This window comes from Guptibacillus hwajinpoensis (assembly GCF_001039475.1).
GTDB classification, from domain to species: Bacteria; Bacillota; Bacilli; order Bacillales; family Guptibacillaceae; genus Guptibacillus; species Guptibacillus hwajinpoensis.
Genome location: NZ_LELK01000015.1, coordinates 86,080 through 101,419, shown reverse-complemented (window position 1 = coordinate 101,419; position 15,340 = coordinate 86,080). Strand labels below are relative to the sequence as shown.

Genomic DNA, 15,340 nt, shown 5'->3' with positions numbered 1-15,340 from the left:
TATTAGTTACCTAGGTAAATTTTAATTGGAGGAAAACATGATACCGACAAATGATATCTTTCACACACTTCACCAACAAGTTCGCTACATTACGAAAGAAATGAACGAGAAGCTGAAAGATTATAATCTCTATAGCTCACAGTGGTCTATCCTCTACTGCCTCGATCAATTTGGTCCAATGAATCAAACTGACATCTGGCAGTATTTAAATGTTGAAGCACCTACTACGACTCGAACACTTGTCCGAATGGAAAAAAATAATTGGATTGTCCGCTTAGAAGGAAAGGATAAGCGTGAGAGAATCGTGCAATTAACTGACAATGCAAAACTATTAATACCAGATATTAAAGCGGATATTCAGGAAATCGAGCAAGCGCTGCTTAAAAACTTAAGCCCTAATGAAGTACAGCTATTCCATACTCTGTTAAAAAAAATTGGTTATCAAGGGGGTGGCGTTAATGTCTATTAATCGACCAATATGGACGAAATGCTTCATCAACATTTTCGTTAGTAACTTGTTTGTATTCATTGTTTTCTATGCACTCTTAACGTTACTTCCAATTTACGTAACAGATGCGCTTGGAGGAAGTGAATCACAAGCAGGATTAATTATTACGATCTTCTTGCTTTCTGCTATTATTGTTCGCCCTTTTTCAGGAAAATTAATTGATCGTTTTGGTAAAAAGAAAATGCTCGTAGCGAGTGCAGTTTTTTTCGCTATCACATCATTTCTTTATCCACTAGTAGACCACTATATCGCTTTGTTACTTCTTCGCTTTTTCCACGGCGTATGGTTTAGTATCGTAACAACAGCTGCAGGAGCTATTGCAGCTGATTCTATTCCTAGAGAACGTCGTGGTGAAGGCTTAGGTTATTTTGCAATGTCTATGAACCTGGCAGTTGTGGCAGGACCATTCATCGCTCTTACTCTTCTTCAATTCGTATCTTATGTTACAATTTTTCTTATTTTAAGCGCCATTATGGTTGTAGGCGTGCTATGTACACTTGGAATCAAAGCGATTGAGAATACATCACCTGTAAATAGGTCTAAATTAACGTTTGAAGATTTGTTTGAGAAAAAGTCATTTCCCATCGCAGTCGTTGGACTTTTTGTCGCTTTCTCATATGCAAGCGTCATTTCCTTTATTTCACTTTATGCTAAATCACTCAATCTACTTGATGCGGCAGGCTTCTTTTTCGCAGTATTCGCAGTAGCTATGCTTGTATCAAGACCATTTACAGGACGACTATTTGATACAAGAGGTCCTAATACAGTTATCCTGCCCGCATTTGTATTATTTGCAATTGGACTACTAACGCTAAGCTTAACAAACGTTGCATGGATGCTTCTTCTAGCTGGAGCTTTGATTGGATTAGGATATGGTTCAATCGTCCCGAGCTTCCAAACATTAGCTATTCAAGCAGCGCCTGAAACACGAAGCGCTCACGCGACAGCTACTTTCTTCACTTTCTTTGATACCGGGATTGCTACAGGATCTTATGTGCTTGGAATCATGGTAACAACAATGGGCTACGCCAATTTGTATATGAGTCTCTCAATCTTCGTAATTGGTATACTGTTCTTCTATCAATGGATGCAAAAGCAAAAGTCCACAAGGAAACAACTCCAATCCCAAACAGATTACTAAGGAAATGGTTACCATAGCGATTTAATGGGTTGAAGTAAGGTGCACTAATAAGCTATCATTGGAGAATCTTATTTTTTGCGAGAGCGAGTTGACAACAGTGCAAGTAATTGAAGCCATTAATGCTATTCTATGGGGACCGATCATGATCTCTCTTCTATTAGGAACTGGACTCTTTTTCACAATACGACTTGGATTCATCCAGTTAACAGGATTAAAAGAAGGTTTTCGCCAAACGTTCGGTCCTCTTTTCTCTAAAAAAAAGCAAGACGGAATATCATCTTTTCAAGCTCTTTCAACAGCCATAGCTGCTCAAGTAGGTACAGGGAATTTAGCAGGTGTTGCTACTGCCATCGCTGCTGGTGGTCCAGGAGCGATCTTCTGGATGTGGATCTCTTCATTCCTTGGGATGGCTACGATCTTTGCAGAAGCTGTCCTTGCTCAGAAATACCGAGTGAAAGAAAATGGTACAGTAAAAGGTGGTCCCGCTTATTACATCCGTGACGGTCTGGGAAGTAAAAAAATGGCCGCCTTTTTTGCAGTTGCTATTATTGCTGCTCTTGGATTTGTAGGCAACATGGTTCAATCCAATTCAATTGCAGAAGCGTTCAATACTGCTTTTCAAATTCCACCGTTGGTCATTGGTATTGTGGTAGCGTTTCTGATCAGTTTAATTTTGTTTGGTGGTATTAATCGAATTGCCAAATTTGCAGGTAACGTTGTACCAGTAATGGCACTTCTTTATATTGTCGGAGCTTTTATCATCCTAATTCTTCAATACGATCAAGTTCTACCTGCACTCTCTCTCATTGTTGAATCAGCTTTCACTCCTGAATCAGCTGGAGGCGGAGTACTTGGTGCATCAATTAAAGAAGCCATTCGATACGGTGTTGCAAGAGGACTATTCTCAAACGAAGCAGGCATGGGTTCTACTCCACATGCCCATGCTGTTGCCGAGGTGAAACATCCAGCACAGCAGGGGTTTGTTGCTATGGTTGGGGTACTGATTGACACGGTTATTATTTGTACAGCCACGGCCCTTGTTATTCTCGTTACAGATGGTGCGAATTCAAATCTAACAGGCATTGAGCTTACTCAAGCTAGTTTCTCTAGTGGACTAGGAAGCTTTGGGGTATACTTCATTGCATTCAGTCTGTTGTTCTTTAGCTTTACAACGATACTTGGTTGGGCATATTTCGGGGAAACAAACGTAAATTACCTTTTTGGTGAGAAAGGTGTTCCTTATTATCGAGCAGCTGTTCTTCTTTTCATTATTGGCGGTACAGTCCTAAACGTTCCGTTCGTTTGGCAGTTAGCTGATACATTCAACGCATTTATGGTTCTACCTAACGTCATCGCATTGATTGCGTTAAGTAGTGTTGTAAAAAAGACATATAATGAATTCACAAACTAAAAAACGCCGATGCACCTTGAGTGCATCGGCGTTTTTTCCACTTAGAATAGGTGTACGTTGATATTTAAACTCCTAATCAAAACCGAGTCGGCAGTAACGTCAAGGACATTAATACCGGTATTATCTTGAAAAATTTTGCGATAGTTAGAGAAAGGCATTCCAAGAATACCTGCAAGAAGAAAGCGAATTGTATTGTTATGAGCAACAACTAAGACTGTATCGTCTGGATGCTTTTCTCCTATTTCTTTTAGGAAGGACGACGCACGCTCATACATTTCACGTGCCGTTTCACCAGTTCTCCCCGCTCTCGTTTCCCAAGGATTGGCCATCCAGTTCTCCCATGATTCAGGATCTTCCACAATAAATTCCTTCTTTGATCTTCCTTCCCACTCTCCAAAATCACCTTCATAAATTCTTTCATCAGTTAGAATAGGTGGTCCTGTATCTCCTAAAATAAGTTGAGCTGTATCACGTGCTCGAATTAACGGAGAAGCATATGCGAAATCGAATCGAACATCGTCCAAGAACATTCCCGCATCTTCTGCTTGCTTTCGACCTATTGTTGATAGCCCGACATCCGTTCTCCCACAGTAAAGGTCTCCTGCAGCATTCCATTCACTTTCACCGTGTCTTATAAGGTACACTCTTGTCATAAAGTCTCCCCCAAGATGGTGATCTTTCTATTTATCACAAAACATCTCTCCTACATAAATTGTTTCCTTCATTATGTCTGTCAAAAGGATTGTATGCAAGCACAGCACTACAAAAAATCCGCCAGCACACTTGCTAGCGGATTAGATATTATTGGATGGCTTGTAGACCTGCCTGATTAAGAAAGTTCCATGGCTTATTAAAGTGTGGTTGGAAGAAGAAATCAATAAACCCTAATTCATCTACAGTCATGTTGTTTTGGATACAAACTGACAGTGTATTAATTGATTGTGTTACATCTGCTTTTGAGATGACCTGTGCACCTAGAATTCTACGACTTTCTACTTCATACACTACCTTGAGTGTAATCACTTCATAATCTGGCATAAATTCAGGACGATTGCTTTCTTCAATTGTGATTGTTTTCACATTCATTCCCGCAGAATATGCTGCTTTTTCTGTTAAGCCCGTAGATGCCATACTGAGATCAAATAAGTGTAATCCAGATGTTCCCTGTGTACCCATATATTTCGTTGTTGGTGTCATAATATTTCGTCCTACAAGCGTACCCATGCGGACGGCATTTGTAGCAAGCGGAATATAAGCATGTTCACCAGTTGGATTGTAGCGAATCGCACAACTATCACCTGCGGCATATATATCCTTCTTGCTTGTTCTCATATACTCATCCACAATGATTGCTCCATTTGGCAACATGTCTACCTGTCCCTTTACAAGCTCGGTATTAGGACGAAAACCTACACAGAGAATAACAAGATCTGATTCGTATTCTCCTTTGGAAGTGACAACTTTTGATACATTTGTATCTCCTTCAAAACGAGTTACCGTTTCATTCAGCGCAAGATGAATACCTCGATTTCTAAAGTCCTCTTCAATAACGTCTGTGAATTCAGGATCTAGATACTTACTTAGAATGCGATCCTCACCATCTATTAACGTTACTTCCTTGCCATATTTCTGAAAAGCTTCAACTAATTCTACCCCAATGTATCCCGCTCCAATAACGGTGACACGGTTTGCGTCTTTTGCTCTCTCGATAATGGTATTAGCTTGATTATAATTTTTGGATAGAAGGATATTGTTAAGCTTGATGCCTTCAATTGGAGGGACAATCGGCCATGATCCAGTAGCCATTACAAGCTTATCGTAAGTGTCATTAAGTTCCTCATTTGTGTCTAAATTTCTCACCCGGATACGACGGTTGTTTGTATCAATATCAAGCACTTCATGCTTCATTTTCATCGTAACGCCCATCTCTTCTAATTTCTCAGGTGAAGAATAGAACAAACCTTGTGGATCCTTCACAACCCCACCAACGTAAAGCGCAATGCCGCAGGATAGAAAAGAAACATTATCATTTCGTTCGTATACAGTAATATCTGCTTCTGGGTGAAGATTGGCTATATTTGAAACTGCTGCTGTTCCAGCATGAGTACATCCTACAACTGCTACTTTCATTTGTCATTCCTCCTAATGTAATTGTGAGTTATTTCACATAATAAAAAATGAGTATGTGATATGTTTCACAATTTCTATATTCTTAGTATATGACATAAACAATTACTTCGCAACAACCTTGCTCACTATTTCACATATTGTTCATAGATAGTAAAAAGCAAAATACTATCTCCTTCTATAAGATCGCGTTAGGATAGAAATTAGAAGCTTATACTAACGAGTAGAGAATTGAAAAAGGAGTTGCTACGAGCTTGATAACATTAAGTATTCTGGATCAAGTACCAATACCAAAAGGAAGTAATTCCTATGCAACACTGGAAAAAACACGTGAGCTTGCCCTTTTAGCTGAAAAACTTGGCTATCAACGATATTGGTTTGCTGAGCATCATAGCACGAAGGGGCTTGCAAGCACAGCACCAGAAATCATGATGGCGCACATAGCTGCATCAACCTCTCGTATCAAAGTAGGTTCAGGTGGCATATTGCTGCCACAATATAGCCCTTTTAAAGTTGCAGAAAATTTCAGGCAGCTTGAAGCACTTCACCCTAACCGGATCGACCTTGGAGTAGGTCGATCGCCAGGCGGGACAGCGAAAACAAGACTTGCACTGACAGATGGAATCAACAAGAGTCTAAATGAGTTCCCTCGTCAATTAACAGAGCTATCTCATTATCTTACAGATTCCATTCCAAGTAGTCATGAATTTACTGGAATAAAAGCAGCACCCCAAACTGAAACTCCTCCAGCACTTTGGCTCTTAGGTATGGGTGAAAACAGTGCTCAGCAAGCTGCTGACCTTGGAATTGGATATGTATTCGGGCATTTTATTAAGCCCCTTCGAGGTGAGAAAACATTAAAAACCTATTATGAAAAGTTCCATCCCACTTATTATCATCCTAAACCTCAAGCAATTATTGCAATTTTTGTAGTATGTGGTAAAACAGACGAGCATGCTGAGGAGCTTGCGCAAAGCCAGGATCTATGGTTACTTAAGGTTGAGAAAGGGCTCGACAGTCGTGTTCCTTCTGTGGAAGAAGCCAAAAATCACTCTTATACTAAAACAGATTTGGAACGGATACGGCATAATAGGAGACGAATGGTCATCGGCTCACCCAAAACCGTCAAACAGCAATTGGACGAACTTTCAATTCGTTATCAAACTGAGGAATTCATGGTGCTTACAAATGTACACAGTTTTGATGAACGTAGAAATTCGTACGAACGCCTTGCCTCAATCTATCTTTAGAATAAATAAATCCCCTGGTTAGAAACCAGGGGATTTATTTATTCGTATTCTACTTGAGAATGACTGAGCTTATAAAATTTATAGAAATTCTGTAAAGTTACTTTAACGACTGAGTACAATGGAATTGCAATCAACATCCCTATGAATCCATAAAGTGCCGCTGCTACAATAAGTAGCAAAATGATTGTTAATGGATGAATATTAAGTCGACTTCCTAATACAACAGGCGCTACAAGATTGCCTTCAAGTTGTTGCACGACAACCATAATAATAAGCACATAGAAAGCCATCACTGGATCCTGTGTTAGCGCAACAACAATCGCAGGAATAACACCAATAATAGGGCCAAAGAATGGTACTACAGCTGTTACGGTTACGAACAATCCAAGGATCAAAGCATACGGGAGTCCGATTATTAAATAGCCAATATACATAAGCGCTCCATCAACAATAGCAACAATAATCTGACCTATAATGTAGGCAGAAAGTGTCTGATTGATATTGTGAAGAACCTTCTTTCCTTCTTCCTTATGGTTTGCAGGAATAAATTTTAATAAGAACGGTGTGAGTTTGTGATCGTCTTTCAGAAAATAGAATAATACAAATGGCACAATGACTAGAACTGTTGTTGCACTTGTTAATGCACCAACGATTTGTGTAATATTCTCACCAAAGCTCTGTGTTAAATCACCAAGATAGCTCTTAACTTTTTGTCTGATGTTCTCCATAGACAACATGCCCATATCATTCTTTTCAATCGCCTTTTCAGCTTCATCGGCCGATGTTTTCAATTTCTCGGGAAGTTGATTTGAGATTTCTGAAACTTGCTTTTGAATTGGGTTTGCAAGGAATGTGAATCCACCATATAGTAACCCAGCAATACTAATAAAAACGAGTATAATTGCTACAAGATTTGTTACATAAGGTAGTTTTTTCACAAGCTTTACAATAGGCTTAATCGCATAATACAAAAATCCAGCTATTAAAACTGGATAAAATAAAGTCCCAATTATGGTTTTAACAGGCTTCAATAAATTAAGTTCTGTCAAAAAGAAAAAACAAATAAGAATTAAAATAATACCAGTGATATATTTAAAGAAATCGTTTCTAATCCACATCGCTTGTCTCCTCATCTAAGAATAGTAACTCCTCCCTTCATATACCACACATCCGTCTATTCTTAACTTCAATATAGAAAATTAGATAATTAAGTTTAGTTTTGATAAAAATCATTCAGTTAAACAAACGTTTGATTAATGAGGCTAGCATTAAACAAACGTTTATTTACATACAAAAAAGACACCTAACTAGGTGTCTTCCTTCATTCATTTGTAGATTCTTCAACCATTTTCTTGAATTCAGCCATAGTACTGCCTTTAAAACGCTTGCCATCAACGTATAATGATGGAGCAGAATTCACACCGACTTTATCCGCATAAGCAAGGTCTAGTTCAACAGCTTTTTCTCCTAGCCCGGTTTCGTAAGCTTTCACTACTTGTGTGGTTTCCTCTTCACTCACTAGACCACCAAGTGTTTCTTCCAAAAAGGCTATTGTAAAAACATCTTTTTGTTCAGCTTTATTAGGCTGTTGGTCATACAGCACATGATGAAATTGCCAAAAAACATCATTACCAAGCTCTTCATACACGACTTCAGCAAATTCAGCAGTGCGTTTTGAATCTTCATTAATATATGGATAGTGAATAAAATAGAATTTCACTTTACCTGTAGCTATTAGCTCTTCTTGGATTAGAGGGAAGAAAGATTGATTCAAAGATTTACAAGATGAACACTTATAATCGCCAAACTCAATAACCTCTACAGGTGCTATTTCTTCACCTAAATAGGGCTGATTTTTTGTTATTGATTCATTCTTGACAGATGATTGATTCAGTAGAAAGAGAAGGGCTAGAGGAGTAACGATGCCAATAATGACTAACAACCACTTAACACTTTTCTTTAATTTCTTCTTAGCCATTCATTCACTTCCTCATTTATCTTTCATTACGGTGTTTTGTTGGAAGTTCAAAGTCCATCCTTTTTTAACCATGTAGTGACGAAGACTATAAGGCCCTCCCCCACTTAAAAAGAGTGACAACGACATTGCAAGAAGTGCGATATCGAGTTCATATCCTCCGAGCATCCCCGTAGAACGCTTAACTAAAATAAGCGCTCCAATTAATATTAAAGAGAACAAAACGCTCACAATTCGTGTCCCTAATCCCAGAATCATGAGTACTCCACCTATTAACTCAATTAATCCAACTACATATGCCAAAAATCCTGACAAACCGATCGCTTCAAAAAATGCAGCCGTGTTTGCAATACCTTCTGAGAATTTGAAAAAACCATGTGCGAAAAAAAGCATACCTACTATTAGTCGAATCGTTAACAACCCAAGATAGGGATAGGTTTTCATCGTTGTTCCTCCCCAGACACTAACATTTTATGACACCGTTCGACACAGTGACCCAATTAAAAGTTATCATAGAAACAGGGACCTTTGCAAAAGGACATGGACCTACATTCTCACTGTTTCTGTTGTCTAGTTAAAGTGGAATGACGAATAATTTGATTAATCACTTCAGAGAACACTAGGCCAACTGCAATAGACCCTGAAATCATGAATGCTCTAGCAGCAAGGTTGATAGCGCTATTGTAATCATTTTGCACAAAATTCCTCATTGCATCATAAGCAAGCCCTCCTGGGACTAAAGGAATGATACCAGCTACACTAAATATAATGACTGGTGTACGGTACATTTTAGCGAATCCTTGACTAATAACTGCAATAAAGAATGACGCAGTAACAGTTGATACAACCGGATCAATTCCTGATGCTTCCATACAATAGTAAATCATCCACCCGCTCATACCCACAAATCCACCCTTAATAAGAGACGATTTGGGTGCATTAAACATTAATCCAAATGCTGCGCTAGCAATGAAACTTGTAATAACTTGAGCAATAATGGCCATTTCTTATCTTCCTTTCTACAAGGCTATGTTAGCTCAAATTGTTGATTATCACGATTTTTGGCTCATTCGAGTGAAACCTCAGTTTCACTCGCCTTTCAGCTCCGCTGAAAGGTCGCCCTGTGGTGACCAATCGCCTGAGCAAACGAATTTGCTCGAAGCGATTGGTCACCACGGGCGTAAATGAGCCAAAAATCAACACTGTTGATTCACATAGCCTTCTACAAAAATGATACAACAAGTGCAATTCCAGCTCCTATTGCAAACGCAGTTAGAAATGCCTCTGCCCCTTTAGAAAGACCTGATATTAAATGACCAGCCATTAGATCTCGAACAGCATTTGTAATTAACAAGCCTGGTACAAGTGGCATTACAGAGCCGATAATAATCTTATCAAGTTGTTCACCTAAGCCAGTAGAAACGAAGAGAACAGCAAGGAGTCCTATAACAAACGAGGCAAGGAATTCAGAGAAAAACTTAACCGGTACGAGTCGATTAAAGAAATTCACACTGAAAAAGCCTCCACCCCCAGCTATCACTGCTGGCAAAAAGTCATTCCATGACCCTTGGAACATGATGAGGAAGCATCCGCTAGCAATTGCAGCAGCAATTAGCTGCTTCGGAAAAGTATAGCGTTCTGTCATTTTATCAAGACGATCGAGCTCAATATGTGCATCCTGAATGGAAAGGTCTCCACTACTAATCCTTCTTGAAATACTATTAACTTTTGTTACTTTATCTAGATCAGTTGTCCGTTCTGATATTCGAATGAGCTGAGTTGACAGTTCTGGACCTTCTAACGAGAAGAAAATACCTGTGGGAGTTACATAACTATTCGAATTGATAGCTCCACAAGCGTCCGCAATCCTCGTCATTGTATCCTCCACCCGATATGTCTCCCCGCCATTCTGCAGCATTACTTTACCAGCTAACAGACATACTTGGATAATGTCATAAGTATAACTCGATTGTTTTTCCATTTACTCGCTCCTGACAAGCCTTACCTATTATTGCTTACTGTTTCTTAGTTTATATGAAGGGTGTCTCTAATATCAAATAGAAAGATAAGTGAGTCTTCCATCAAAGGAGGGCTTTGAGCCCTCTCTGAAGGGGAAGGGAGCTTTTATACCATAAGAAAAGCGCAGGTCACAGCCTGCGCTCTCTCCTAATGAGATACCCTTTGCATTTTAGAATAGATTGACATATAAGTATTCGATTCTTCAAGCTTACCCATTTCGCGGTAAACCTTTGTTAACCATTGAACTGGAGTAGGGTCTGTAGGGTGCAGCTCCATTTCCCAATCAAAGCAAGTAATCGCATCATCATATTGTTTCAATTTGTGATAAAGTTTACCGAGTTGAAATTGCTTGTCAGGGTTATCCTGAATATCTACCATTGTTTGGATGGTTGATAAAATGCTAAGATTCTGATTCCCTTCATATAAAGGCTTAAGCCATGTATAAACATATGTTAATCCATATTCGTTTAGTATTCTTGGGATTAATGGTTGAAGTAAACCGTCTAGTAGCATGCGATTCTCTTTAATCTTCAGAGATTCTTGAAGGGAACTTAAATTAATTTGAGTGATATCTGTTTCTTCATCATTAAATGCTTTCACTAATAATTCACCTTCACTAGCTGTCAATGCAGTTTTCCGGGCGGTAAGTAAGTTTATAGCTTCGCTTGTTTTATTTAAGTGCATGAGCGCTTGAAATGCTTTTTCTTGGAGGATTTTATGTTGGGGTGCTTCAACATACATGATCCAAAGCAGATTGGCGTATTCCGATTCAGTAAATGATCCTTCCAGGAGCGTGAGCGGATCACGTTCATCTTGCTTGGATGAATGAAGGTAGAGGTGAAGTCGCAGTGCGGTAAGATCTGTTTTTCGCTTATCCTTATGATAAACAGATTCAAGATACGTTTGGTTTTTTTCAAGTTCTTTATAAGCAACAATTTCAAAGAAGAGCGGATCAACGTCTCGGAGATCGGTATCTTCTGCCTCATAAATGCTTCTCATTTTCTGATATTCTAATTTACGAGTCAGTTCCAGTGCCCATTTGTTATTCGAATCAAAATGAAGGAGTATAACTAGAATCTGGAACGCTTTACGCAGTTGACCATTTCTTCGATATTCGTAAAAGTGTTTCCTTATGAGTTTAATAAGAGTTTCAGTGGAGAGAAAAGAATCAAAGTAAGAGAAAATAAAAGCAGTTTCTTGAGGGGTGTAATGCTTTTGAACAGATTGAAAAACCTGTTTTGTGGATTTTAGAAGAAAAGTTTTATCAGTTAAAAAACGCTCAATTAGTGGGTGTGAAGCTTGCAGGACAATGCCGTTCTGAAAAGCTTTTTCTATAAGGGAACCATTCTTAACGTCTACTGTCTTTCCAGTTATAAAATCATCTTTATAAAAGAAAAGATAAAATTTACTGCCATTTGATTTAACGGCCTCAAGAATTTTCATTCTATGATGAATGGCAAGCCGCTCGACGCGTAATTGGACAGGTCTTTGATTCGAGATAACTGTAACGTTTTGCTGTTGCTCGATCATTGATATCCCTCCCGGGCAGAGCTGATTTTGATGCTTCCACCTTTATTTTACCACTCTGAACCTAATGAAGAAAGAAAACAATATATGATATACTTTTCGCAATAGCTATAATCGATTTCTATTCTTCTATTAGCTTCTTCAGCTTCTAATCAAAAGGCTCTTTTCTAAAAGATTGTTGCTTTTGAAATAATTATTGAAATACACACTTCTTATTGGAGCGGAAATTCACCCACTCATATAGCAACAATGTATACGGAAAGAGCCAATCAAAATTATAAAGTGAAGGGAGAATTGTCTATTTTTTCATTGTTAGATTTTCTAACGAACACTCTCTATCTTTGCAACAAAACAATGTATAATTGGTTCTTGTGGTGAAATGTGCATCTTCACTAGTTGACAACGGAATGATTTTTCCATTTTTTTATAATTCATAGTCGTTTTCGAGTTAGATTACGTGCACTTGAGGGAACATACCAAATAACTTGTTTATTTATACCAAACCATTATAGAAAGGACTTACATATGGATATTTTAGAAAAAATCGTATCGTTCGGTAATGATTTAATCTGGTCTAATGTGCTTATTTTTATCCTGATTGGTGTTGGACTTTATTTTACAATCCGATCTCGATTCGTTCAATTTCGTCTTTTTGGTGAAATGGTCCACGTTCTTACAGAAAAGGACACAGTAAAAGGAAGAAAGAAATCTGTATCTAGTTTACAGGCTTTCTTCATTAGTACCGCATCCCGCGTTGGTACAGGGAACCTAGCTGGTGTTGCTTCAGCTGTCAGCATCGGTGGTCCTGGTGCTGTGTTCTGGATGTGGGTTATAGCCCTTCTTGGGGCAGCAAGTGGATTTGTTGAAAGTACACTTGCTCAGATATACAAAGTACGGGATGGAGATGACTTCCGAGGTGGACCTGCTTATTACATGCAGCGTGCTTTAAATGCTAGATGGCTCGGTATTATATTTGCTGTGTTGATCACATTCAGTTTTGGACTAGTGTTTAACTCGGTACAATCAAATACAATCGCCCTTGCATTTGAAAACTCTTTCGATGTGAATCGATGGGTACTTGGGGCAATTCTAACAGTCGCAACTGCTATTATCATTTTCGGTGGTGTTCGTCGAATTGCCGTTGTGTCTCAAATCATCGTTCCAATTATGGCTGGTATCTATTTACTAGTTGCAGCTTACGTACTTATCGTTAATTTCACTGAAATCCCAGCAATGTTTGCTCTTATTTTCCAGCATGCTTTCGGGTTAAAAGAAGTAACCGGTGGTGGTGTCGGAGCAGCGATGCTACTTGGAATTAAACGTGGTCTTTTCTCTAACGAAGCTGGTATGGGTAGTGCGCCAAACGCTGCTGCCACAGCAGATGTTTCTCACCCTGTTAAGCAGGGACTTATCCAGGCTCTAGGCGTTTTCGTAGATACGCTCTTAATTGCTACTGCAACTGCTTTTATGGTTATGATGTCAAACGGTTATGTTGATTCCAAACTTGACGGTGTTCAGTTAACACAGGAAGCGATGAATCAACACTTAGGTAGTGGAGCTGGTATTTTCGTAGCTGTCGCTGTTCTCCTGTTCGCTTTCAGCTCAATTATTGGTAACTACTATTATGGTGAAACGAACATTGAATTTATAAAGTCTAGTAAAACAGCGCTTCTCATTTATCGTCTTGCTGTACTAGGTATGGTTATGTTCGGTGCTAAAGCAGGGTTCGGAATTGTTTGGGGCATGGCTGACCTATCCATGGGACTCATGGCACTTCTTAACTTAATCGTTATTGCCATTATTGGTAAGGTAGCATTTGTAGCTCTCAAAGATTACCGAGATCAGCGAAAAGCTGGTAAGGATCCTCAGTTCTATGCAGATACAATCAAAGGATTGAAATCAGACATATGGACTGATCGACCTGTTAAAGATAAATCAAACTAATTTACCATTTATCGCCCCTTAAGGAAGATTGCCGTTTGGCATCTTGCTTCAAGGGGTATTTTTTTATTAGATACAGGAAAGGAGCGTTTACCAAATGAGTAACAATAAAGGATTAAGTGATAAAGTCAAAGGCGCCGTTTCCAAGGCAAAGGGAGAAGTGAAAGACCAAGTTGGCAATGCTAAGAATGATAGCCGCCTTCAAGAGGAAGCAAAGCGCGATAAATCAAAGGGTGAATATCAAGAGCGCAAGGGAAAGCTTAACGAAGAAAAGTAAGCATAGAAAAAGGATAGCCGTTTCTCGCTATCCTTTTTTCTATGCTTTATTATTTTACGATTGATTCCCAATCTTTTTCATATTATCTTGAAGCTCTAAGATACGTTTAGTACCTTCATCGCGAAGACGTTTGTTCTCATCCTCAATTGCTCTGGTCTCTTCCATTCCCTTCACAATTGTATTCCATGATTCTTCAATCGTTTCGATTTTTACACTCGGTCTACCAGATAACTTCGCAATTTCCACACTTTGATTGGAAATGTTCTGGGCATTGTTTTTCAGCATATCATTCGTACGACGATCAAGTTCATCCATTGAGTCTGCCACAAGCTTCTGTCGTTTTGCTGTAACAGCCTGAATAACACCGTTTTTAAAAACAGGGATCGTAATAATAAAGGCTGAATTGATTTTACCGATTAACTTCGTATTTCCTCGTTGCAACAGTCTAATTTGTGGCGCTGTTTGAATAGAAACCATTCTCGCCATCTCAAGATCATAGATTCTTTCTTCAAGAGTTTGAATGGCATTGTTGAGCGTATCCAACTCCATTTGTGCCATTTGATCTCCAGCGCTAACTTTTTGTTGAATGGCTGGCACCTTTTCTTGTAGCTCTTCAAGTTTGATTTGTCCTGCAACGACGTACTTTTCAAGTTCTACGTAGTAATTCAAGTTATGCTGGTACATTTCATCCAGCGTAACGGTCGATCGCGACATCTCATCTTTATATTTAGATATTTCGACATGTACTTTTTCAATCTCGCCGCCGAGAGTTTGGTACTTACCAAAAATCTTTTCAACTACATCATTGCCCTTTTTAAAAAATTTCGACAGAAAACCGGTTTTCGGTTCTTCAAAGTCCTTTTTATCAAAACGATCCATGATTTTACCAAGTTGCTTAAGCATGTTACCTGAGTCGGTTACACTCGTTGTGCGCATCATCGATAGAATCTTATCTGAGAACTGAGAGATTTCTACAGCTGGTTCTTTACCAAATTCTAGAAGTGCCATTTGGTCCCTTACATCAATTTCTCCAGCAAGCTTTTGAACCTCTTGCTCACCGCGAAGCTTAAGACGTATATCATCTGCCTTGGCTTCCGTTATCTCTTCGTTTTTATCTAGTGTTGTTAATTCTGTCTCATTCGTCATGGCCGATCACTCCCCTGA

15 protein-coding genes are annotated in these 15,340 nt (G+C 38.9%); 6 read left to right on the top strand and 9 right to left on the bottom strand.

The window, feature by feature from the left end; genetic code table 11:
- The first annotated feature begins 37 nt into the window (after nucleotides 1-37).
- The 3 genes from AB986_RS20540 to AB986_RS20530 all read left to right on the top strand — a co-directional run bounded on the left by AB986_RS20540 (nucleotide 38) and on the right by AB986_RS20530 (nucleotide 3,060).
- Nucleotides 38-469 carry a MarR family winged helix-turn-helix transcriptional regulator gene (locus tag AB986_RS20540; RefSeq protein ID WP_048313522.1) on the top strand — a complete coding sequence of 144 codons (432 nt, stop codon included), beginning with the start codon at nucleotides 38-40 and terminating at the stop codon, nucleotides 467-469.
- Nucleotides 459-1,649, top strand: coding sequence for an MFS transporter (locus AB986_RS20535; RefSeq protein ID WP_048313521.1), 1,191 nt, complete (start codon nucleotides 459-461; stop codon nucleotides 1,647-1,649). The genes AB986_RS20540 and AB986_RS20535 overlap by 11 nt, the downstream gene beginning before the upstream one ends.
- Nucleotides 1,650-1,746: 97 nt before the next feature.
- A complete protein-coding gene (locus AB986_RS20530) occupies nucleotides 1,747-3,060 on the top strand; it encodes an alanine/glycine:cation symporter family protein (RefSeq protein WP_236690430.1) in 1,314 nt (437 codons plus the stop codon).
- A gap of 41 nt (nucleotides 3,061-3,101) precedes the next feature.
- Here the strand turns inward: AB986_RS20530 and AB986_RS20525 are convergent, their stop codons facing one another.
- Together AB986_RS20525 and AB986_RS20520 are read right to left on the bottom strand one after the other, a co-directional pair.
- The gene (locus AB986_RS20525; protein WP_048313520.1) at nucleotides 3,102-3,713 is read right to left on the bottom strand and encodes a histidine phosphatase family protein; all 612 of its coding nucleotides are present in this window, start codon (nucleotides 3,711-3,713) and stop codon (nucleotides 3,102-3,104) included.
- Between the two features lie 148 nt (nucleotides 3,714-3,861).
- Nucleotides 3,862-5,190, bottom strand: a complete 1,329-nt coding sequence (locus AB986_RS20520; protein ID WP_048313519.1) for a CoA-disulfide reductase — start codon at nucleotides 5,188-5,190, stop codon at nucleotides 3,862-3,864.
- Nucleotides 5,191-5,441: 251 nt separating this feature from the next.
- Between AB986_RS20520 and AB986_RS20515 the strand changes: the two genes are divergently transcribed.
- On the top strand, nucleotides 5,442-6,437 hold the full coding sequence (locus AB986_RS20515; RefSeq protein WP_048313518.1) for an LLM class flavin-dependent oxidoreductase: 996 nt from the start codon (nucleotides 5,442-5,444) through the stop codon (nucleotides 6,435-6,437).
- A gap of 38 nt (nucleotides 6,438-6,475) precedes the next feature.
- Here AB986_RS20515 and AB986_RS20510 read toward each other — a convergent pair whose 3' ends face one another.
- The 6 genes from AB986_RS20510 to AB986_RS20485 all read right to left on the bottom strand — a co-directional run bounded on the left by AB986_RS20510 (nucleotide 6,476) and on the right by AB986_RS20485 (nucleotide 11,961).
- Nucleotides 6,476-7,555 carry an AI-2E family transporter gene (locus tag AB986_RS20510; RefSeq protein ID WP_048313517.1) on the bottom strand — a complete coding sequence of 360 codons (1,080 nt, stop codon included), beginning with the start codon at nucleotides 7,553-7,555 and terminating at the stop codon, nucleotides 6,476-6,478.
- A 203-nt stretch (nucleotides 7,556-7,758) separates the two neighbouring features.
- Nucleotides 7,759-8,415: a DsbA family protein gene (locus AB986_RS20505; RefSeq protein WP_048313516.1), complete on the bottom strand. Its 657-nt coding sequence runs from the start codon at nucleotides 8,413-8,415 to the stop codon at nucleotides 7,759-7,761.
- 12 nt (nucleotides 8,416-8,427) lie between these two features.
- Entirely contained in the window at nucleotides 8,428-8,856 is a 429-nt protein-coding gene (locus AB986_RS20500; protein WP_048313515.1) for a DoxX family protein, read from the bottom strand.
- A gap of 110 nt (nucleotides 8,857-8,966) precedes the next feature.
- The gene (locus AB986_RS20495) at nucleotides 8,967-9,416 is read right to left on the bottom strand and encodes a threonine/serine exporter family protein (RefSeq protein ID WP_048313514.1); all 450 of its coding nucleotides are present in this window, start codon (nucleotides 9,414-9,416) and stop codon (nucleotides 8,967-8,969) included.
- A gap of 218 nt (nucleotides 9,417-9,634) precedes the next feature.
- Nucleotides 9,635-10,393, bottom strand: coding sequence for a threonine/serine exporter family protein (locus AB986_RS20490; RefSeq protein WP_048313513.1), 759 nt, complete (start codon nucleotides 10,391-10,393; stop codon nucleotides 9,635-9,637).
- Nucleotides 10,394-10,578: 185 nt separating this feature from the next.
- Nucleotides 10,579-11,961: a tetratricopeptide repeat protein gene (locus tag AB986_RS20485; protein ID WP_048313512.1), complete on the bottom strand. Its 1,383-nt coding sequence runs from the start codon at nucleotides 11,959-11,961 to the stop codon at nucleotides 10,579-10,581.
- 522 nt (nucleotides 11,962-12,483) lie between these two features.
- On the opposite strand from AB986_RS20485, the gene AB986_RS20480 reads away from it, so the two are divergent.
- Together AB986_RS20480 and AB986_RS20475 are read left to right on the top strand one after the other, a co-directional pair.
- On the top strand, nucleotides 12,484-13,902 hold the full coding sequence (locus AB986_RS20480; RefSeq protein WP_048313511.1) for an alanine/glycine:cation symporter family protein: 1,419 nt from the start codon (nucleotides 12,484-12,486) through the stop codon (nucleotides 13,900-13,902).
- Between the two features lie 94 nt (nucleotides 13,903-13,996).
- Complete coding sequence (locus AB986_RS20475) at nucleotides 13,997-14,176, top strand: CsbD family protein (RefSeq protein WP_048313510.1); 180 nt, start codon at nucleotides 13,997-13,999, stop codon at nucleotides 14,174-14,176.
- Between the two features lie 54 nt (nucleotides 14,177-14,230).
- On the opposite strand, the gene AB986_RS20470 is transcribed toward AB986_RS20475, so the two are convergent.
- Nucleotides 14,231-15,322, bottom strand: coding sequence for a toxic anion resistance protein (locus AB986_RS20470; RefSeq protein WP_048313509.1), 1,092 nt, complete (start codon nucleotides 15,320-15,322; stop codon nucleotides 14,231-14,233).
- Between the last annotated feature and the right edge of the window lie 18 nt (nucleotides 15,323-15,340).

Bases quoted from the DNA above. Each gene is read 5' to 3' on its own strand.
- AB986_RS20485 (WP_048313512.1), bottom strand. From the start codon at position 11,961: ATGATCGAGCAACAGCAAAACGTTACAGTTATCTCGAATCAAAGACCT.
- AB986_RS20540 (WP_048313522.1), top strand. From the start codon at position 38: ATGATACCGACAAATGATATCTTTCACACACTTCACCAACAAGTTCGC.
- AB986_RS20510 (WP_048313517.1), bottom strand. From the start codon at position 7,555: ATGTGGATTAGAAACGATTTCTTTAAATATATCACTGGTATTATTTTA.
- AB986_RS20525 (WP_048313520.1), bottom strand. From the start codon at position 3,713: ATGACAAGAGTGTACCTTATAAGACACGGTGAAAGTGAATGGAATGCT.
- AB986_RS20500 (WP_048313515.1), bottom strand. From the start codon at position 8,856: ATGAAAACCTATCCCTATCTTGGGTTGTTAACGATTCGACTAATAGTA.
- AB986_RS20495 (WP_048313514.1), bottom strand. From the start codon at position 9,416: ATGGCCATTATTGCTCAAGTTATTACAAGTTTCATTGCTAGCGCAGCA.
- AB986_RS20470 (WP_048313509.1), bottom strand. From the start codon at position 15,322: ATGACGAATGAGACAGAATTAACAACACTAGATAAAAACGAAGAGATA.
- AB986_RS20535 (WP_048313521.1), top strand. From the start codon at position 459: ATGTCTATTAATCGACCAATATGGACGAAATGCTTCATCAACATTTTC.
- AB986_RS20505 (WP_048313516.1), bottom strand. From the start codon at position 8,415: ATGGCTAAGAAGAAATTAAAGAAAAGTGTTAAGTGGTTGTTAGTCATT.
- AB986_RS20490 (WP_048313513.1), bottom strand. From the start codon at position 10,393: ATGGAAAAACAATCGAGTTATACTTATGACATTATCCAAGTATGTCTG.
- AB986_RS20520 (WP_048313519.1), bottom strand. From the start codon at position 5,190: ATGAAAGTAGCAGTTGTAGGATGTACTCATGCTGGAACAGCAGCAGTT.
- AB986_RS20480 (WP_048313511.1), top strand. From the start codon at position 12,484: ATGGATATTTTAGAAAAAATCGTATCGTTCGGTAATGATTTAATCTGG.
- AB986_RS20475 (WP_048313510.1), top strand. From the start codon at position 13,997: ATGAGTAACAATAAAGGATTAAGTGATAAAGTCAAAGGCGCCGTTTCC.